Source organism: Marivita sp. S6314 (assembly GCF_023015985.1).
GTDB lineage: Bacteria > Pseudomonadota > Alphaproteobacteria > Rhodobacterales > Rhodobacteraceae > Marivita.
This window is the reverse complement of the sequence record NZ_JALKAO010000001.1, coordinates 201189-218852: the sequence shown is the minus strand read 5'-3', so window position 1 is coordinate 218852 and position 17664 is coordinate 201189. Positions and strand designations below refer to the sequence as shown.

Annotated in this window: 20 protein-coding genes and 1 tRNA gene; 16 read left to right on the top strand and 5 right to left on the bottom strand. The window is 60.4% G+C overall.

What is annotated here, in order from left to right; all coding sequences use genetic code 11:
* Positions 1-60: 60 nt before the first annotated feature.
* On the bottom strand, positions 61-720 hold the full coding sequence (locus MWU54_RS01055) for a trypsin-like peptidase domain-containing protein (protein ID WP_247080190.1): 660 nt from the start codon (positions 718-720) through the stop codon (positions 61-63).
* Positions 721-938: 218 nt separating this feature from the next.
* Here MWU54_RS01055 and yajC point away from each other — a divergent pair, with 218 nt between their 5' ends.
* The 11 genes from yajC (at position 939) to MWU54_RS01000 (ending at position 8760) form a co-directional block, all read left to right on the top strand.
* Positions 939-1226 carry a preprotein translocase subunit YajC gene (gene yajC, locus MWU54_RS01050; protein WP_247080189.1) on the top strand — a complete coding sequence of 96 codons (288 nt, stop codon included), beginning with the start codon at positions 939-941 and terminating at the stop codon, positions 1224-1226.
* Between the two features lie 30 nt (positions 1227-1256).
* Positions 1257-2918 carry a protein translocase subunit SecD gene (gene secD / locus MWU54_RS01045; RefSeq protein WP_247080188.1) on the top strand — a complete coding sequence of 554 codons (1662 nt, stop codon included), beginning with the start codon at positions 1257-1259 and terminating at the stop codon, positions 2916-2918.
* Between the two features lies 1 nt (position 2919).
* Positions 2920-3888, top strand: coding sequence for a protein translocase subunit SecF (gene secF, locus MWU54_RS01040; protein ID WP_247080187.1), 969 nt, complete (start codon positions 2920-2922; stop codon positions 3886-3888).
* On the top strand, positions 3881-4639 hold the full coding sequence (locus tag MWU54_RS01035) for a sulfite exporter TauE/SafE family protein (protein ID WP_247080186.1): 759 nt from the start codon (positions 3881-3883) through the stop codon (positions 4637-4639). Before secF ends, MWU54_RS01035 begins: the two co-directional genes overlap by 8 nt.
* A gap of 15 nt (positions 4640-4654) precedes the next feature.
* Positions 4655-5011, top strand: a complete 357-nt coding sequence (locus MWU54_RS01030; RefSeq protein WP_247080185.1) for an Mth938-like domain-containing protein — start codon at positions 4655-4657, stop codon at positions 5009-5011.
* 115 nt (positions 5012-5126) lie between these two features.
* Entirely contained in the window at positions 5127-5741 is a 615-nt protein-coding gene (ccmA, locus tag MWU54_RS01025) for a heme ABC exporter ATP-binding protein CcmA (protein WP_247080184.1), read from the top strand.
* Positions 5738-6394: a heme exporter protein CcmB gene (gene ccmB, locus MWU54_RS01020; protein ID WP_247080183.1), complete on the top strand. Its 657-nt coding sequence runs from the start codon at positions 5738-5740 to the stop codon at positions 6392-6394. Before ccmA ends, ccmB begins: the two co-directional genes overlap by 4 nt.
* Positions 6395-6453: 59 nt before the next feature.
* Positions 6454-7182: a heme ABC transporter permease gene (locus tag MWU54_RS01015; protein WP_247080182.1), complete on the top strand. Its 729-nt coding sequence runs from the start codon at positions 6454-6456 to the stop codon at positions 7180-7182.
* Positions 7179-7337 carry a heme exporter protein CcmD gene (gene ccmD, locus MWU54_RS01010; protein ID WP_247080181.1) on the top strand — a complete coding sequence of 53 codons (159 nt, stop codon included), beginning with the start codon at positions 7179-7181 and terminating at the stop codon, positions 7335-7337. Before MWU54_RS01015 ends, ccmD begins: the two co-directional genes overlap by 4 nt.
* A complete protein-coding gene (locus MWU54_RS01005; RefSeq protein ID WP_247080180.1) occupies positions 7330-7869 on the top strand; it encodes a DsbE family thiol:disulfide interchange protein in 540 nt (179 codons plus the stop codon). The genes ccmD and MWU54_RS01005 overlap by 8 nt, the downstream gene beginning before the upstream one ends.
* A gap of 357 nt (positions 7870-8226) precedes the next feature.
* Entirely contained in the window at positions 8227-8760 is a 534-nt protein-coding gene (locus tag MWU54_RS01000) for a hypothetical protein (protein ID WP_247080179.1), read from the top strand.
* A gap of 71 nt (positions 8761-8831) precedes the next feature.
* On the opposite strand, the gene acnA is transcribed toward MWU54_RS01000, so the two are convergent.
* On the bottom strand, positions 8832-11615 hold the full coding sequence (gene acnA, locus MWU54_RS00995; protein WP_247080178.1) for an aconitate hydratase AcnA: 2784 nt from the start codon (positions 11613-11615) through the stop codon (positions 8832-8834).
* Positions 11616-11843: 228 nt separating this feature from the next.
* Between acnA and MWU54_RS00990 the strand changes: the two genes are divergently transcribed.
* A complete protein-coding gene (locus MWU54_RS00990) occupies positions 11844-12542 on the top strand; it encodes a DUF1223 domain-containing protein (RefSeq protein WP_247080177.1) in 699 nt (232 codons plus the stop codon).
* On the opposite strand, the gene MWU54_RS00985 is transcribed toward MWU54_RS00990, so the two are convergent.
* Positions 12506-13432, bottom strand: a complete 927-nt coding sequence (locus tag MWU54_RS00985) for a lysophospholipid acyltransferase family protein (RefSeq protein WP_348647586.1) — start codon at positions 13430-13432, stop codon at positions 12506-12508. The two genes, MWU54_RS00990 and MWU54_RS00985, sit on opposite strands and share 37 nt — an antisense overlap.
* A 184-nt stretch (positions 13433-13616) precedes the next feature.
* On the opposite strand from MWU54_RS00985, the gene MWU54_RS00980 reads away from it, so the two are divergent.
* Entirely contained in the window at positions 13617-14384 is a 768-nt protein-coding gene (locus tag MWU54_RS00980) for an SDR family NAD(P)-dependent oxidoreductase (protein ID WP_247080176.1), read from the top strand.
* Between the two features lie 32 nt (positions 14385-14416).
* Positions 14417-15136 carry a CbiX/SirB N-terminal domain-containing protein gene (locus tag MWU54_RS00975; protein ID WP_247080175.1) on the top strand — a complete coding sequence of 240 codons (720 nt, stop codon included), beginning with the start codon at positions 14417-14419 and terminating at the stop codon, positions 15134-15136.
* 31 nt (positions 15137-15167) lie between these two features.
* Here the strand turns inward: MWU54_RS00975 and MWU54_RS00970 are convergent, their stop codons facing one another.
* Positions 15168-15656 (bottom strand): hypothetical protein, encoded by a 489-nt coding sequence (locus MWU54_RS00970; protein WP_247080174.1) that lies wholly within the window; start codon positions 15654-15656, stop codon positions 15168-15170.
* Positions 15657-15784: 128 nt separating this feature from the next.
* A tRNA-Ile gene (locus MWU54_RS00965) sits at positions 15785-15861 on the bottom strand.
* A gap of 114 nt (positions 15862-15975) precedes the next feature.
* On the opposite strand from MWU54_RS00965, the gene purM reads away from it, so the two are divergent.
* Positions 15976-17022 (top strand): phosphoribosylformylglycinamidine cyclo-ligase, encoded by a 1047-nt coding sequence (purM, locus tag MWU54_RS00960; protein ID WP_247080173.1) that lies wholly within the window; start codon positions 15976-15978, stop codon positions 17020-17022.
* Entirely contained in the window at positions 17019-17612 is a 594-nt protein-coding gene (purN, locus tag MWU54_RS00955) for a phosphoribosylglycinamide formyltransferase (protein ID WP_348647585.1), read from the top strand. Before purM ends, purN begins: the two co-directional genes overlap by 4 nt.
* Positions 17613-17664 lie beyond the last annotated feature (52 nt).

The following is a 17664-nucleotide window of genomic DNA, read 5'->3' as shown; positions in this document are numbered from 1 at the left end:
TCTGACTCGCGTGTGGTTTCGGCGGCCTTATGCACCGGAATGCCGGCATATGGTAGAGGCTTACGGCGCGGGCAGGCGAGAGACCGGCACCGCCAGAGCGCCCGATTGCCCCATGGCGCTGATCACCGCCGCGATCTGCCAGCTGTCACCGACCTTTGTGACGACCGGACCGCCGGAATTGCCGGGGGTGACGGGACAGCTCAGGCGCAACAGATGCGACGTTTCCGTGCCCGTACAGTCAAAGGCGGCCCCCAGCATATGCGGGCGACGGGTCGAATAGCCCAGCACGCCAAAATTGTCTGACGTGGGGGCAGTGGCCAAAGGCAACGGCGTGACCTGCGCCGGACGGTCCAGCGTGAGAAGAGCGATATCGTAGCGGATATCCAGCACGCCCTGCACATAGGCGTCCGGATGCACCCAGACCGCAGCACCGCGCACGGAGTCCACGGCTTCGCCCTGCAGCCAGCCTGCCACAAAGGTAAATTCTTCGGGTTTGGGACCGATGCCATCTGTTCCGGCAAGGCAATGCGCGGCTGTCAGAACCGTGTCGGCGGCAATCAACGTGCCCGAGCACATCTCGCGTTTGCGGAACCCTGCGGCGTTCACGCGTCCGATGGCCTGCCAGTTTTCGTGCTTGTCCACGGGCAGAACGGGCAATTCCTGCGCACTTGCGGACACGGCAAGACAGGTCAGCACAAAAGGCGGAATTGCGAACTTCATGGACGGACTTAAGGCGCAAGTCGCGCGGTCGTACAAGGCCTGACCGCCGGTCGGGTGATTTGCCTGCTGCGCAGACTTGCGAATTGCATGCGACAAAGCCCTTGCAAAACAGTTGGAACGCGGCTTGCAAAGCCCAGACGGGCAACATAGGTTCCGCCCAAATTTGACGATCCACAACATATGCGGGGTGTGCCCCGCCACCTTGAAGGAGCACGCCCATGGATGGCAGCGCAATTGCCCAGTTTGTCCCGCTTATTCTGATCTTTGCGATCATGTATTTCCTGCTGATCCGTCCGCAGCAGAAAAAGATGAAAGAGCATCAGAAGATGGTCGAAGGCCTGCGTCGCGGCGATGTTGTGATCACCCAGGGCGGGTTGATCGGCAAGGTGATGAAGGTCAAGGAAAACAACGAACTGGACGTCGAACTGAGCGAAGGCGTCAAGGTGCGCGTGGTACAGAACACGATTGCGCAGGTTGTCTCCAAGACCGAACCCGCCAACACCTAATCCTTCACTTTCGTATCGGACCTCTCGCCCATGCTTCAGATCGATCTGTGGAAGCGCCTTCTGATCTGGACCACGGTTGCGGTGGGTCTGGTATTGGCTCTGCCAAACCTGTTTTATCCCCGTGTTGAGCAACACAATGATGCCGTTGCCGCGATAGAGGTTTCGGGCGAAACGCCCGAGCTTCTGGAGCAAAGCGCAAGTTGGCCGGGATTCCTGCCCTCTGGTCTGGTCAATCTTGGCCTTGATCTGCGCGGCGGCGCGCATCTTTTGGCCGAAGTGCAGGTCGAGGACGTCTACGCGTCACGGATGGACGCGCTGTGGCCCGAGGTGCGCGATGTGCTGCGCCCGGAACGCGCCACGGTGGGCACCATTCGGTTGCAACAATCCGCACCGAACGAACTGCGTGTCCGGATCTCTGAACCCGAGGGCATGGCCCGTGCCTTGGAACTGGTGCGCAGTCTGGCGCAGCCCGTGGTGTCGCTGACCGGCGCATTGAGCAACGACCTTGAGGTCCGGGCCGAAGGGGACGAGATCATCGTCACCCTGTCAGAGGCCGAACAGATCGCCACCGACGAACGGACAATGCTGCAAAGTCTGGAGATCATTCGTCGCCGGATTGACGAGGTTGGCACGCGGGAACCGACCATCCAGCGGCAGGGCACGGACCGTATCCTGATCCAGGTGCCGGGGATCGGATCTGCGGCAGAGCTGAAAGAAATCATCGGCACCACCGCACAACTGACGTTCCAGCCGGTTGTCGGACGCAGTTCCGATGCCAACGCGGCGGCGGGTGTCGGCAACGAGTTGCTGCCGTCGATGGACGAGCCGGGGACGTTTTACATCCTTGAGCAATCCCCCGTCGTGACCGGCGAAGAGCTTGTCGATGCGCAGCCTGCCTTTGACCAGAACGGCCGACCGGCGGTGAATTTCCGGTTCAACCCGGCAGGGGCGCGCAAGTTCGGCGATTATACGGCGGCCAATATCGGCAATCCGTTTGCGATTGTGCTGGATGCCGAAGTTATCAGCGCGCCCGTCATCCAAAGCCATATTCCGGGGGGATCGGGCATTATCACGGGCAATTTCTCGGTCGAGGAAAGCACGCAGCTTGCGGTGCTTCTGCGCGCCGGGGCCCTGCCGGCAGGGCTGGAGTTTCTGGAAGAACGCACCATCGGCCCGGAATTGGGGCAGGACAGCATTGATGCCGGACGCATCGCCACCATGGTCGCGTTTGCGGCTGTGCTGGTGTTCATGGCGCTGAGCTATGGGTTGTTCGGAATCTTCGCCAATGTCGCGCTGATCGTGAATATCGGTCTGATCTTTGGCTTGCTGAGCCTGATCGGGGCCACGCTGACCTTGCCGGGGATCGCGGGGATTGTTCTGACGGTCGGGATGGCAGTGGATGCCAATGTGCTGATCTTTGAACGCATCCGCGAAGAACTGAAAACCGCCAAAGGCCCGGCGCGGGCCATTGAGCTGGGCTATGAAAAAGCGCTATCGGCCATTCTGGACGCGAATATCACCACGTTTATCACCGCTGTGATCCTGTTTGTCATGGGCTCTGGCCCGGTGCGCGGGTTCGCCATCACTTTGGGCCTTGGCATTCTGACCTCGGTCTTCACGGCAATTTTTGTCACCCGGCTTCTGATCATCATGTGGTTCGAACGCCGTCGCCCGAAAACGATTGAGGTCTGATATGCGGTTGCGATTGGTCAAGCAGGGTACGAATTTCGATTTCTTCAACCGCTGGAAGCTGTGGTTTGGCATCTCGGCCTTTTTGATGGCGCTGTCGTTTGTGTCCTTCTTTTTGCAGGGGCTGAACTACGGCATCGATTTCCGGGGTGGCACAACGATCCGCACGGAAAGCGCGCAACCGGTTGATGTCGGCGTCTACCGCGATGCGATTGCGGCGCTGGAACTGGGCGACATCACCATTTCCGAAGTGTTCGATCCGACCTTCGGACCAGATCAGAACGTCGCCATGGTGCGAATTCAAGCGCAGGACGGGGAAGAGGCCGTCAGCGTCGCCGTGATCCAGCAGGTTGAAGCGGCCTTGGCCGAGGTTGTGCCGGATATCAAGTTCGTCTCGGTGGAATCGGTTGGGCCGAAAGTGTCGGGCGAATTGATCCAGACCGCCGCGATTGCGGTGATTTTGGCGATTGGCGCGGTGTTGATCTACATCTGGTTGCGGTTCGAATGGCAGTTTGCCCTGGGCGCGGTTGCGGCGCTTGTGCATGACGTGATCCTGACCATCGGCATCTTTTCCGAGCTGCAGATCAAGTTCGATCTGGCGATTATCGCGGCCTTGCTGACGATTGTGGGCTATTCGCTGAACGATACGGTGGTTGTGTTTGACCGCGTGCGCGAGAACCTGATCAAGTACAAGAAAAAGGACCTCAAGGAGGTTCTGAACATCTCGATCAACGAAACGCTCAGCCGAACCTTCATGACCTCGGCGACCACGCTTCTGGCGTTGATTGCGCTGTTTGTGCTGGGCGGTGACGTGATCCGGGGCTTCGTGTTTGCGATGATCTGGGGTGTGATCGTGGGGACGTATTCGTCGATCTTTGTCGCCTCGGCGATCCTGCTGTGGCTGGGTGTCAAACGCGACTGGACCAAGCCAACCGACACCACGGGCAACCAGTTCTCGAACGTCGATGCCTGAGTTCCTTCTGGCCGCGCTGGACACAGCGGGGCTGGACTGGTTGCTTCTGGCGACGCTTGTTGCGGGGATCGTGTACGGTTTTGCCGGGTTTGGCGCGGCCTTGGTGTTTTTGCCGGTGGCCACGGTCTTCCTACCGCCCGCCGTCGCCATCGCCGCATTTTCTGTCTCGGCCATGTCGTCGCTTGTGACGGTTTTTCCCAAGGCGCTGCCGATGGTGGATCGCAAGGCCGTCACCATCTTGATCGTCAGCGCCACGGTGTCGGCCTCGCTTGGCATCTGGGTTCTGACGGTGACCGATGTCACCGTCATCCGCTGGGTCGTGGTCGCCGTGTGCGCCATCACGCTCTGCGCGCTGATCGCCGGATGGAGGTACGAGCTGGAACCCAGTGTCCTGTCCCGCGCAAGCGTTGGGGCTGCTGCGGGGTTCATTGGCGGGGTCAGCGGGCTGACCGGGCCAATCATGGTGTTGTTTCAATTGGCCGGGCGCGACCCGATTGCCGTGACCCGCGCCACGACGGTGGTGTTTCTGACCACTACAAGCTTGTTGATCCTGCCCTTGATGTATCTGCAGGGGATTTTGACGGTTCAGGCCGTGGCGCTTGGGATCCTGTTTCTTGTGCCTTACGCGGTGGGCGCGCTGATTGGGCAGGCGCTGTTCCGTCCCGAACGGGATCGCTTCTATCGCGTGGCGGCCTATGTCATTATTGCGGTGGCGACAGTGATGGGGCTGCCCATCTGGGACACAGTCTGAGCAAGGGAACCAGAGATGCGACTGAACGAAGTTGTGTATAATGATGCCGAACCCATTGACGGGTACGGACCGGGGTTTTTTCGCATCGGTGGCAAGGCACATGACGCGCCGGTGATGACCGGGCATTCCGGAACGCGCCCCTGGGCGGGGTATGACGACGCGGCCACGCTGCTTGATTTGGCAGGCGAGGTCGACGTGCTGTTTATCGGCACCGGCAAGGAGGTTGCGCATATTCCGGCCGATCTGCGCACGCAGCTGGAAGAGGCGGGTCTTGGGGTCGAGGTCATGAGTTCCCCGGCGGCCTGTCGCACCTACAATGTGCTGTTGTCCGAAGGGCGGCGGGTTGCGGTTGCGCTTCTGCCGGTGACCTGAGCCGGGCAAGATGCGGCGACGCATCTTGGCGTTTCCGGTGACGGAAACGGACCCGCGACGGACAAGCGACACTTTCGCGCTTTTCGCCCCATCGCCCGTGGGTTAAGCCGGGGGCATGGTATTGGCTGTCCGCGATCTTGCCGTCACCCGGGGTGGCATGGCGATCCTTGAAGGGGTCTCGTTTGACCTGTCTCCGGGCGAGGCGCTGGTGCTTCGCGGTCCGAACGGCGTTGGCAAAACCACGCTGTTGCGCAGTGTGGCGGGCTTGCAGCCGGTTGAAGCCGGAACCGTCACGGGGGCCGAGGATCAGATGGCCTATGCGGGCCATTCAGACGGGCTCAAGGCGATGTTGAGCGTCACCGAAAACCTGAAGTTCTGGGCCTCGGTCTTTGCCGTAAAGGATATCGAATCCGCCTTGCATTCCTTTGATCTGATCGAGTTGCGCAACCGCATGGCAGGCACGCTCTCCGCCGGTCAGAAGCGGCGGCTGGGATTGGCGCGGCTGATGGTCACCGGACGCCCGATCTGGGTGCTGGATGAACCCACCGTGTCGCTTGATGTGGCGTCGGTCGCACTTTTTGCCGAAGCGGTGCGGGGGCATCTGCGGTCCGGGGGCAGTGCCTTGATGGCCACCCATATCGACCTTGGGCTTGAAGAGGCGCGCGTACTGGATCTGACACCGTTCAAAGCCTCCCCGCGCGCGCGTCATATGGACGAGGCGTTTCTATGAGCGCCCTGTTGCTGCGGGATCTTGTGCTGTCGATCCGGGCCGGCGGCGGGTTTGGCCTTGGCTTGGCGTTTTTCCTGATTGTCACCGTTCTGGTGCCCTTTGGTGTGGGCCCGCAAACAGATTTGCTGGCACGGATCGCGCCCGGCATCCTGTGGATCGGGGCCTTGTTGGCGTGCCTGTTGTCGCTGGACCGTATTCTGGCGCTGGATTGGGAAGACGGCACGCTTGATCTGTTGGCCACTGCACCGCTGCCTGTGGAAAGCATTGTCACGGTCAAGGCGCTGGCGCATTGGATCACGACCGGTCTGCCGTTGGTCCTGGCCGCGCCGGTGCTGGGCGTGCTGCTGAGCCTGCCGCTGCCGGCCTACCAGTGGGTGGTGATCAGCCTTGCCCTTGGCACCCCGGCGCTGAGCGTGATCGGCACGTTTGGGGCGGCGTTGACAGTGGGTCTGAAGCGCGGTGGCTTGCTGATGTCGCTGCTGGTTCTGCCGCTTTACGTGCCGACGTTGATCTTCGGGGCCGAGGTCGCGCGCCGGGGGGCAGAAGGGCTGACCGTTCAGACACCTTTGCTGCTTTTGGCGGGGATCAGTTTCGGGGTGATTGCCCTTTTGCCCTTTGCCAGCGCGGCGGTTTTGCGGATCAATCTGCGGTAACGCGTCGCTTGGCGCGAATTTGAATTGAAGGCGCGATAAAAACCACCTACCTGCTGCATATGTCTTTGTGGGAATACGCAAATCCGGTAAAATTTATCCGCACCACCGACAAGGTGTTGCCATGGATATGGGCGCTTGCGGGCGTGTCATTGGTCGTTGGCCTGATCTGGGGGTTCTTCTTTACCCCGAATGATTTCCGGCAGGGATCGACCGTCAAGATCATCTACATTCACGTGCCGTCCGCGCTGATGGCCATCAATGCGTGGTTGATGATGCTGGTGGCCTCGCTGATCTGGATCGTGCGACGTCACCATGTGTCGGCGCTGGCTGCGCGGGCTGCGGCGCCGGTGGGCGCTGTGATGACCGTGATCGCCCTGGCCACGGGCGCGTTCTGGGGGCAGCCGATGTGGGGCACATGGTGGGCCTGGGACCCGCGTTTGACGTCCTTCCTGATCCTGTTCCTGTTTTACCTCGGATACATGGCGCTGTGGTCCGCGATTGAAAACGATGACACAGCGGCGGATCTGACGTCGATCCTGTGTCTGGTCGGGTCGGTCTTTGCGATTCTAAGCCGCTATGCTGTCAATTTCTGGAATCAGGGCCTGCACCAAGGGGCGACGCTGAGCCTTGATAAAGAAGAGAACATCTCGGACGTGTTCTGGTTCCCGCTGCTGGTCTGCATCGCCGGGTTTGTTTTGCTGTTCATCGCGCTGGTGTTCCTGCGCACACAGACCGAAATTCGGGCGCGCCGAACGCGCGCGCTCTTGGCGCGGGAAGGGCAGGCGTGATGCCGGATCTTGGAAAATACGCCTTTGAGGTGCTGAGTTCCTACGGCGTGACGCTGGCGCTTCTGGCCGCGATCGTGATGATCAGCCTGCGCCGCGCGCGCAAGGTCCGCGCCACGCTGGACGAGGTTGAAAACCGGAGGCCGCGGGATGGCTAAAATCTCGCCCCTGATGGTGCTGCCGCCCGTGATCTTTGGGGCATTTGCGGTTCTGGCCTATGTCGGAATGTTCCGTGAAGACCCGCAAGGCTTGCCGTCGACCCGCGTTGGCCAACAGGCTCCGCCCATCACGGAAACGGCGCTGGACGGGTATGACGCCTTTACGCCCGAGATGCTGACAACGGGCGAGGTCACGCTTGTTAATTTCTGGGCCAGCTGGTGCCCGCCGTGCCGGTTGGAACATCCGAAGCTGCTGGAAATGCAGGCCGAGGGCATGTCGATCATCGGTGTGAACATCCGGGATCGCGAATCCGCGGCCAAGTCGTATCTTGAGGATGATGGAAATCCGTTTTCTGCGGTGCCGTTCGATCCCGCCGGGCGCACGTCAATCGACTGGGGGGTCACAGCGCCGCCCGAGACGTTCATCGTCGATGGTGATGGCACGGTTCTGTACCGCTTTGCCGGACCTCTGGTCGGGTCGGATTATGAACAAAGGTTCGTGCCCGCGCTAGAAGCCGCGCAGGCAGACTAGGACTGTTACGGCAGCAAGCCGGACACGGGCGCGGCGGTTCCGGCAAAGACACTTGCCCCGGCAATCACAAGCAGGGCTGCAGTCTGAAGAATGGTCAGCAGTTTCATGTCTCAACTCGTGGGTTATGTCGCCTGTAGAGACATGCAGATGGGGGTAAGCCCGACAAAAGTGTAGGGGCCAAGCTGTCACATGCGACAGGATGTGCCAGAAAAAGAGAACCGCGCAGGCGGGCTGCCGAAAAATCGCGCGCGGTGCTGATCAAATAACCGGACTATCGACCGGGCAGGGTGGTTTGCGTATCATGCAAACACACAATTTATTTGATAAACCCTTTTTCGGAGCGCTTTTATGTACCGCTTGCCCAGACCCAATATGGCCGTCAATGATCCCCGTGTCAGTCAAGGAGATCTGACGCGGCGGTACCGGATGTGGAACACGTGGGACATTGCATCGACGGAAAGCCCGGAACATATCGTCGAGTGGATTGCTGAAGTTGCCCGAAGTGCCCGGCGCGGACGGTTAAAGAACCTCGTCCTGAGTTGTCACGGGTCGTCGGGGTATTTGCAGCTTGGGCAAGGGTTTTCGGCCGACAATATCCACCTATTCAACCAATTAAATGGTCTTGTGGACAAGGTTTGGTTGCCGAATTGCCGCGTGGCGCGCGGGCATAGAGGCGGCGTGTTTTGTGCGGCGATGGCGATGGGGATCGGCGGCTATGTTGTTGCGCCGACCGAAACGCAGTGCGACCCGGTTCGGGACTTGCCTTATGACATGATGACAAGCTTCGAAGGGCTTGTGCTGTGTTTCGGTCCCGAAGGCGACATCGTTTGGCGCGGACGCAATCCGTCAAGCTATGTTGAGGGCGGCGCGTGCGTGCCGGTTCCCAACTAAGAACCGGGTGTCCGGAACACTTGGAACAGACGCACCAAAGGCGCGTCTGTTCCGGTTTTTGTCTTCAACGCTTACTCGGCCGCAATCGCATCCCGACCGGCAAGATCGCGCAGCACGTAATGCAGGACGCCGCCGTTTTCGATGTATTCGATCTCGATCCCGGTATCGATCCGGCATTTCAGCGTGATCGTTTTCTCGGTCCCGTCCGCGTAAGTGATCGTGCAGGGCACCTCGGCCAGCGGGGTGATGGTATCCAGACCGTGGATCGACACGGTTTCGTCGCCGGTCAGGCCCAGTGATTTCCGCGTGTCACCGCCGGTGAATTCGAACGGGATGACACCCATGCCCACAAGGTTGGACCGGTGGATACGTTCAAAGCTTTCCGCGATGACCGCTTTGACACCCAGCAGCGCCGTGCCTTTGGCCGCCCAGTCGCGGGATGACCCTGCGCCATACTGTTCGCCGCCGAAGACCACGAGCGGTGTCCCCGCGTCCTGATACGCCATCGCCGCATCAAAGATCGACGTTTCCGCGCCGTCCGGGCCTTTGGTGTAGCCACCTTCGACGCCATCCAGCATTTCGTTCTTGATGCGGATATTGGCAAAGGTGCCGCGCATCATGATTTCGTGGTTGCCCCGGCGCGATCCGTAAGAGTTGAATTCGCGCACCGGAACCTGACGTTCGATCAGGTACTGACCCGCAGGGGTGGTTTCCTTGAACGATCCGGCAGGCGAGATGTGGTCGGTGGTGATCATGTCGCCCAGAAGCGCGAGCACCTTGGCACCTTCGATATTCTCGATCTTCTTGGTGTCCATCGTGATGCCCTGGAAATAGGGCGGGTTCTGGACGTAGGTCGAGGTTGGCGGCCAGTCATAGGTCTTTTCGTTCGTGGTTTCGACCGCCTGCCACTTTTCATCGCCCTTGAAGACATCGGCGTATTTCGACTGGAACGCGTCGCGTGTCACGGTCTTTTCGACCAGTTCCGCAATCTCGGCCTGGGTTGGCCAGATGTCCTTGAGGAACACATCATTGCCGTCCTTGTCCTGACCCAGCGGATCTTTTGTCAGGTCCACATTCATGTCACCGGCCAGGGCATAGGCCACCACGAGCGGGGGCGACGCGAGGTAGTTCGCACGCACATCCGGTGAAATCCGGCCTTCGAAGTTGCGGTTGCCCGACAGCACGGAGGTGGCGATGATGTCGCCTTCGTTGATCGCTTCGGAAAGCTCTGCCTGAATCGGGCCGGAGTTGCCGATGCAGGTGGTGCAGCCGTAGCCCACGAGGTTGAAGCCGATGGCGTCGAGATCTTCCTGAAGGTCGGCGGCCTCAAGATAGGCGCTGACAACCTGGGAACCGGGTGCGAGCGACGTCTTGACCCAAGGCTTGCGGTTGAGGCCCAGTGCCCGCGCCTTGCGCGCCACAAGGCCTGCGCCGATCATGACATAGGGGTTCGATGTATTGGTGCAGGAGGTGATCGAGGCGATCACGATGGTGCCATCGTGGATCGTGTAATCTTCGCCTTTTACCTTGGCGCGCTTGTGCTTGCCGATGTCGCCCGGAATGTTGCGCGGGGCCAATGCGCCGCCTTCGTCATACCATTCTTCTTTTTCTTCTTGATCGGCCTTATAGCCGGGCCGCTGACCGCTGATGTATTCCCCAAATGTCTGCGCCGCGACATCGAGCGCAACATAATCCTGTGGCCGTTTTGGCCCGGAAATTGCCGGAACGATGGTGCCCATGTCCAGCGTCAGCGTGTCGGTGTAGATCGGTGCATAGTCCGCGTCACGCCAGAAGCCGTTTTCCTTGGCGTAGGCTTCGACCAGCGCGATGCGATCCATGTCGCGGCCGGTGGTCTTGAGGTAACGCAGGGTTTCGTCGTCGATCGGGAAGAAGCCACAGGTCGCGCCGTATTCGGGGGCCATGTTGGCGATGGTCGCACGGTCCGCCAGCGGCAGGGTGTCGAGACCTTTGCCATAGAATTCAACAAACTTACCAACAACGCCTTTTTCGCGCAGCATCTCGACAACCTTCAGCACGAGGTCGGTGCCGGTGGTGCCTTCCATCATCTGGCCGGTCAGCTCAAAGCCGACAACCTCGGGAATGAGCATGGAAATCGGCTGGCCCAGCATCGCGGCCTCGGCCTCGATCCCGCCAACGCCCCAGCCAAGAACGGCGGCGCCGTTGACCATGGTGGTGTGGCTGTCGGTGCCGACAAGCGTGTCAGGGTAGCCGACCTGATCGCCGTTCTGGTCCGCATCGGTCCAGACGGTTTGGGCCAGGTATTCAAGGTTCACCTGGTGGCAGATGCCGGTGCCGGGGGGCACAACGCGGAAGTTGTTGAACGCCTGCTGTCCCCATTTCAGGAAGGTGTAGCGCTCCATGTTGCGTTCGTATTCGCGGTCCACGTTCATCTGGAACGCGCGCGGATTGCCGAACTCGTCGATCATGACCGAGTGGTCGATGACCAGGTCAACAGGGTTCAGCGGGTTGATCTTTTCGGGATCACCGCCAAGCGCCACGATCCCGTCGCGCATTGCCGCCAGATCCACAACCGCCGGAACACCCGTAAAGTCCTGCATCAGAACGCGGGCCGGGCGGTAGGCAATCTCGCGCGGGTTCTTGCCGCCCTGTTCGCCCCAGGTGCCAAACGCCTTGATGTCATCGACGGTGACAGTCTTGCCGTCCTCGAAGCGCAGCATGTTTTCCAGCACCACCTTCAGACAGGCGGGCAAGTTGGAGAAGGATCCCAATCCGGCAGCCTCGGCGGCGGGGATCGAGTAATACGCGATGGACGCGCCGTTGACCGTCAAAGTCTTGCGGGTTTTGGCGGAGTCCTGACCAACTGTAATGGGCATGACATGGCTCCTTAAGCGAGATAAACGAGGAATTCTGGTTGCTCTTTGCCCTATGGCCGACTGCCAATCAAGGGGGGTGCGACGTTTTTGGTATACTATTGCACACAATTCTCCGGATGCGCGTTTCCTATCGGTTTGATCGCAGGCTCTCGCAAAACCTTGATTGGTTATTTCAATCCGACAGGTCTAGGTGTTCTGTCGGGGAACACACGGACGGGACATTACAGAATGCGGACGCTACTAACACTTGTGACAGCGCTGATGCTTGGCGCAACAGGCCAGGCTGCCAAAGCCGACACATCGCCTGTTGTGGTCGAACTTTTTACGTCGCAAGGATGCTCGTCCTGCCCACCTGCGGATGAGCTGTTGGGCCGTCTGGGGAAACGTGACAACGTGATCGCCCTCGCGCTTCATGTGGATTACTGGGATTATATCGGCTGGAAAGACCAGTTTGCCCATGCCGCGTTCACCGAACGTCAGCGCGGCTATGCCCGGTCGTTTGACAGCCGGACGATTTATACCCCGCAAATGGTGATCAACGGATCAAAGGACGTGATCGGCAATCGCCCGATGGACGTGTCTGATGCAGTGCAGGAATACGCGCAAAAGGGCATGGTGGTTCCGCTTGATCTGGCCCGGACCGGATCTTCATTGCGCATTGCCGCCCCGGCGCGGTCGGGCATGCAGGCGGCGGACATCATTCTGGTCCGGTACACGCCGCATCAAACCGTGTCGATCCCGCGCGGAGAGAACGCGGGCAAGGATATCACCTATACCCATATCGTCACCGAATGGCGCGATATCGGGGATTGGAATGGCCGGACGGCCTTGTCAGAGACCGTGAACATCACGGGCAATGCCCCGGTTGTTGTTCTGGTTCAGGCCAAGAATCACGGACCCATCTTGGCGGCGGCGCGCTTGCGCTGACGCTTGGGCTTCCAGCGTCGATGGATCCAGAACCATTGTTCCGGATGTGCCCGGATGCGTGCTTCCAGGCGTCGCGTGGCGGCCTGCATCATGTCAACCGGATCACCATGGTCGATGGGGGCCTCGAAGACCGCTTCGAAACTGATCCCGTCTGGCTGTCGAATGCCGAAGAACGGCACCATGAGCGCGCCGGTTTTCAACGCGATATCCGCCGCTGATGTCAGCGTTGGGGCGGGTTGTCCCATAAAATCAAAGGTGTTGCCTGCGCTGTCATAGACGTCGAACAGCAGCACCCCCATGCCGCCTTCGCGGATGTGTTTGATCAACCCCATCGTGCCGCGCCGTCCCTGCTCAAACACCGGATCAGACAGCGCATGCATGTTGGCCGCGTAATGCGCGTTGAAAAAGGGGTTGGACATCGGGCGGTAAAGCCCGCCAATCCTGTAACCGCGCGACACCAATGCGGCACGCGGGGCTTCAAAATTTCCAAAATGGCCAGTGACAAACAGAACAGGTCGCCCCGAAGCCTTGGCGGCCTCGATATGCGCAAGCCCTTCGCCGGAAACGCACGCCGTCTCCATCCGGTGCAGTAGGCACGGGACGTCATAATTGTCGATCATGGTGCGCCCGGCATTGTCGGCCACCCGGTCGGCCAGACGCCTTTGATCCGCGATGTCCATGTCGGGCCAGACATGGGCAAGGTTGTCCATCGCCCGCTGGCGATACCCGGCCAAGGGTGCCACCACATGGCGTACCAGCCGCCCCATGACCCAAAGGCGTTGCCGGATCGGCAATCGCAAGGCCAGCCAGATCGCTCCGCGCAGGATGCGGTCGGTGATCCAGTCCTGCCAGCCGCCGGGCATGTGTTTGCGTTTCTTTTTCTTGGCCACGAGGGGTCCGACTTGCCTGTGTTGCGGGACTTCACACATAGGACCAGAGGGCGGCACGCACAACTCTGCTGCATCGGATGACCTGCTGAAAGAAAACAATCCGACGGTCGGGCTTGAAGACGGCCGGGTTGGCGTGTCATTTCCGGGCAGCCATAGCATCGGCCAGACACAGGGGATCACCAACATGAAGATTTCAGAACAGACAATTGCCGCCGTGACCGGTGGTGCCTCCGGATTGGGTGAAGCCGCCGCCACGGCACTGGCCGAGGCCGGGGCCAAGGTTGTGATCCTCGACCTGAACGCCGAGATCGGTGAGAAAACCGCGGCTACGCTGGGCGGTTTGTTTATCCAGACCGACGTCAGCGATCCGCAAAGCGTTGCCGCTGCGATGGAGCGGATCACATCGGAGTACGGCGCGCTGCATGTGGCGGTGAATTGTGCCGGTATGGCACCTGCGGCCAAAACCGTCTCGAAGGGTGCCGCCCATGATCCGGCGCTATTTGCCAAGGTGATCAACGTCAATCTGATTGGTACGTTCAACGTCGCGTCCCAGGCAGCGGCGGTGATGTCGCGGAACGATCCGCTGGACGCCGACGGGTCGCGCGGCGTTGTGATCAACACGGCGTCTATCGCGGCGTTCGAAGGGCAGGTGGGGCAGGCCGCCTATGCCGCGTCCAAGGGCGGTGTGGTGGGTCTGACCCTGCCCATGGCCCGCGATATGGCGTCTTTGGGCATCCGGGTCTGCGCCATTGCGCCGGGTTTGTTCAAGACGCCGATGCTCGAAGGTCTACCGCAAGAGGTGCAGGACAGCCTTGGCGCCCAGGTGCCGTTCCCGTCGCGCCTTGGGCATGCGTCCGAATACGCGCAGCTGGTGCGGCATATCGTTGAAAATGCGATGCTCAATGGCGAAGTGATCCGTCTTGATGGTGCCATTCGCATGTCGCCGCGCTAGGGTCTGACCAAGACACCAAAGCGGAACATGACATGCAGTTTGACGCACTTCTGATCAGCCACGGGCAACCTTCGGACCCGGATGTCGGCGAGGCCGAGATCGCGGAGCTTGCGTCAGCCGTGGATGCCCTGTTGCCCGATGCGCGGGTTGAAGGGGTGACGCTGGCGGCGCCCGGCCGGGTCGAAGCGCTGAGCGCAGAGCGGCCGGGGGCGTTGATCTATCCGATGTTCATGGCGGATGGCTGGTTCACACGGGTGCAACTGCCAAAACGGCTGGCCAAGGTGGTGGGCCCGCAACTGGTCAGCTTTGGGATGGACTGCACCTTGCCGATGTTGGCGGCGGAGTGGCTGCGGACGATCTGTACGGATCGTACGCTTGAGCCGTCCGACATTGATCTTGTCATTGCCGGGCACGGGTCGGGAAAATCGACCCGCGTCTCCGAGGCCACCCGCGATTTCGCGCGGCGGGTTGCGGACGAGGTTCAATTGAAATCGGTGCGTTGCGGATTCGTTGAAGAAGACCCGTCGCTGGAAACCGTGCTGACCGGATTACCGGACACGGCCATCTGCCTGCCGTATTTCGCAGCCCGTCGCGGTCACGTTCTGGAGGATCTGCCAGCCGCTGTTGCAGCGTCCGGATTTACCGGGACGGTTCTCGATCCGATTGGTCTTCACCCGGCGGTCCCGCAAATGATTGCAGACGCGCTGCGCTGGCGGGCCACAACCCCGGATGTGTCGCAGTGCGTGTTGTGAAGGCCGCGTGTGCTTTAGGGGCGTTCGTTTCCTAAATGTCGTCGATGTCGCGCGGTTTTCTGTTCCAATAGTCACCTTTGCTGTTGGAGAAACCGGCGTCGATTTCAAACAACCGCCCGGCTTCGTTGTCATTGATGCGACTCGACAGACCATTTTTGAAGCGACCCCAATGCACAGCTTCGTGCAGAAGCTTTCCGGCAAAGTTCCACTTGCTCATGCTTCCTTCTTCAAAAGATTCCACACACCAGTCCGGAAAATAAATGAAATCCGGCCGCACCGGACAGAAACACCCGCTGGCGACTGCATTTCCAGGAAGATTGCAGTCCTTGCGGATGTCTTTGGAAATCTTCACCCTTGGGTAGGTTCCGGCGCTGGTTGCGGACAGGGCGAGCGCACGATCGCCGCCGATGTAATCGACAAAAACGCCGAACGGTTTTGGGTTCTTTTGGGCGAAATGGGGCATCTCATTCCGGATAAATTCGCCAGACTTTGGAAAGTGGCGATCATGAAAAAACATCATTTTGAGCACCTTGAGTCACGGATTTCAGAAAAATCGGTGTCTTCAGGGTCAACGCTGCGCCCGCGCTTCGTCAAGCGCGGCACCAAGGGGCGGAGAAAATGAGCGCGTATGCGCTGAAAATGGAGGAATGGTAGGCCCGGCAGGACTTGAACCCGCAACCAAAGCGTTATGAGCGCTCTGCTCTAACCAATTGAGCTACAGGCCCGCCATGTGTGTTTCAGTACCAGAGTGCCTAGGCGCGTCAAGAGGCGCGGGGCCTGTGTGATGGACTCGTCGCACCACCTGCGCTAATGCACGCGCGACCACCGGAGGGCGCGGCATGACAGACGGAAAAAACGGCATCACCTATGCAGATGCAGGTGTGGATATCGACGCGGGTAACGCGCTGGTGGAGCGGATCAAACCCGCCGCCAAACGCACGATCCGTCCGGGTGTGATGTCCGGGCTGGGTGGCTTTGGCGCGCTGTTTGATCTCAAGGGCGCGGGCTACAGTGACCCGGTTCTGGTAGCGGCCACGGATGGCGTGGGCACAAAACTGCGGATTGCGATTGATACCGGCCATGTGGATGGCGTGGGGATTGATCTGGTGGCAATGTGCGTCAACGATCTGGTGTGCCAGGGCGCGGAGCCACTGTTTTTCCTGGATTATTTCGCAACCGGAAAGCTGGACACCGACACTGCCGCGCGGGTGATCGAAGGCATCGCCGAAGGCTGTGCGCTGTCGGGCTGCGCGTTGATTGGCGGTGAAACGGCCGAAATGCCGGGCATGTATCCCGAGGGGGATTTCGATCTGGCCGGGTTTTCCGTGGGCGCGATGGAGCGCGGGTCGGACCTGCCACGTGATGTGACCGAGGGCGATGTCTTGCTGGGTCTTGGGTCTGACGGGGTGCATTCCAACGGCTATTCGCTGGTGCGGCGTCTGGTCGAGGTGTCGGGGCTTGGCTGGGACGCGGAGTGCCCCTGGGCCGATGGGTCGCTTGGCGCGGCGCTGCTGACGCCAACGCGGTTGTATGTCAAGCAGGCGCTTGCGGCCATCGAACAAGGCGGGGTGCACGCGCTTGCGCATATCACGGGTGGCGGGTTGACCGAAAACCTGCCCCGTGTGCTGCCGGACACACTGGGCGCGCAGATTGATCTGTCGGCATGGGATTTGCCGCCCGTGTTCCAGTGGCTGGCCAAAACCGGCGGCATGGCGGAAGCGGAATTGTTGAAGACCTTCAATTGCGGCATCGGCATGATCCTTGTCGTGGACGCGGCGCAGAGTGAAAAGATCAAAGCCTTGCTGACGGAGGCGGGTGAAACCGTGTCCGAAATCGGCACCGTCACCGCTACGCCCGGTGTTGCCTATTCCGGCTCGCTTTTGTGACCCAGCGGGTCGCGATCCTGATTTCGGGCGGCGGGTCCAACATGGTGTCGCTGGTGGATGACATGACGGGCGACCACCCGGCGCGTCCGGTGCTGGTGCTGTCCAACACGGCTGAGGCCGGAGGTCTGGAGAAAGCCCGCGCCCGGGGCATCATGACGGCGGTGGTGGATCACAGGCCGTTCGGCGCGAACCGAGCCGCGTTCGAGGACAAGCTGAACGACGTGCTGGACGCCGCGCGGCCCGATCTGATTTGCCTTGCCGGGTTTATGCGGGTGTTGACCGAAGGGTTTGTGACGCGCTGGCAGGGCAAGATGCTCAACATTCATCCGTCGCTGTTGCCCAAGTACAAGGGGCTCAACACCCACGCCTGCGCCATTGCGGCGGGCGACGCCGAAGCGGGCTGTTCGGTGCATGAGGTCACCGCAGAGCTGGATGGCGGTCAAGTGCTGGGGCAGGCTCGCGTTCCGATCCTTCCGGGGGATACGCCAAAAAAACTTGCAGACCGCGTATTGGCGCAAGAGCATGTTCTTTATCCGAAAATTCTGCGCCGGGTGGCTGCGGGGGATCGCAGTCGGCTCGACCTGCCTTGAACTGTGGGGAACTTGCGCTATGCAGGGTTTCGCTTTTCCGCTATATCTTGGG

What these genes read in the sequence shown, in the direction of transcription:
- secD (WP_247080188.1), top strand. Translation starts at nt 1,257, where the DNA reads ATGCTTCAGATCGATCTGTGGAAGCGCCTTCTGATCTGGACCACGGTT.
- secF (WP_247080187.1), top strand. Translation starts at nt 2,920, where the DNA reads ATGCGGTTGCGATTGGTCAAGCAGGGTACGAATTTCGATTTCTTCAAC.
- MWU54_RS01015 (WP_247080182.1), top strand. Translation starts at nt 6,454, where the DNA reads ATGTCTTTGTGGGAATACGCAAATCCGGTAAAATTTATCCGCACCACC.
- MWU54_RS00980 (WP_247080176.1), top strand. Translation starts at nt 13,617, where the DNA reads ATGAAGATTTCAGAACAGACAATTGCCGCCGTGACCGGTGGTGCCTCC.
- MWU54_RS00970 (WP_247080174.1), bottom strand. Translation starts at nt 15,656, where the DNA reads ATGATGTTTTTTCATGATCGCCACTTTCCAAAGTCTGGCGAATTTATC.
- yajC (WP_247080189.1), top strand. Translation starts at nt 939, where the DNA reads ATGGATGGCAGCGCAATTGCCCAGTTTGTCCCGCTTATTCTGATCTTT.
- MWU54_RS01005 (WP_247080180.1), top strand. Translation starts at nt 7,330, where the DNA reads ATGGCTAAAATCTCGCCCCTGATGGTGCTGCCGCCCGTGATCTTTGGG.
- MWU54_RS01030 (WP_247080185.1), top strand. Translation starts at nt 4,655, where the DNA reads ATGCGACTGAACGAAGTTGTGTATAATGATGCCGAACCCATTGACGGG.
- MWU54_RS00975 (WP_247080175.1), top strand. Translation starts at nt 14,417, where the DNA reads ATGCAGTTTGACGCACTTCTGATCAGCCACGGGCAACCTTCGGACCCG.
- ccmB (WP_247080183.1), top strand. Translation starts at nt 5,738, where the DNA reads ATGAGCGCCCTGTTGCTGCGGGATCTTGTGCTGTCGATCCGGGCCGGC.
- MWU54_RS00990 (WP_247080177.1), top strand. Translation starts at nt 11,844, where the DNA reads ATGCGGACGCTACTAACACTTGTGACAGCGCTGATGCTTGGCGCAACA.
- purM (WP_247080173.1), top strand. Translation starts at nt 15,976, where the DNA reads ATGACAGACGGAAAAAACGGCATCACCTATGCAGATGCAGGTGTGGAT.
- MWU54_RS01035 (WP_247080186.1), top strand. Translation starts at nt 3,881, where the DNA reads ATGCCTGAGTTCCTTCTGGCCGCGCTGGACACAGCGGGGCTGGACTGG.
- MWU54_RS01055 (WP_247080190.1), bottom strand. Translation starts at nt 720, where the DNA reads ATGAAGTTCGCAATTCCGCCTTTTGTGCTGACCTGTCTTGCCGTGTCC.
- acnA (WP_247080178.1), bottom strand. Translation starts at nt 11,615, where the DNA reads ATGCCCATTACAGTTGGTCAGGACTCCGCCAAAACCCGCAAGACTTTG.
- ccmA (WP_247080184.1), top strand. Translation starts at nt 5,127, where the DNA reads ATGGTATTGGCTGTCCGCGATCTTGCCGTCACCCGGGGTGGCATGGCG.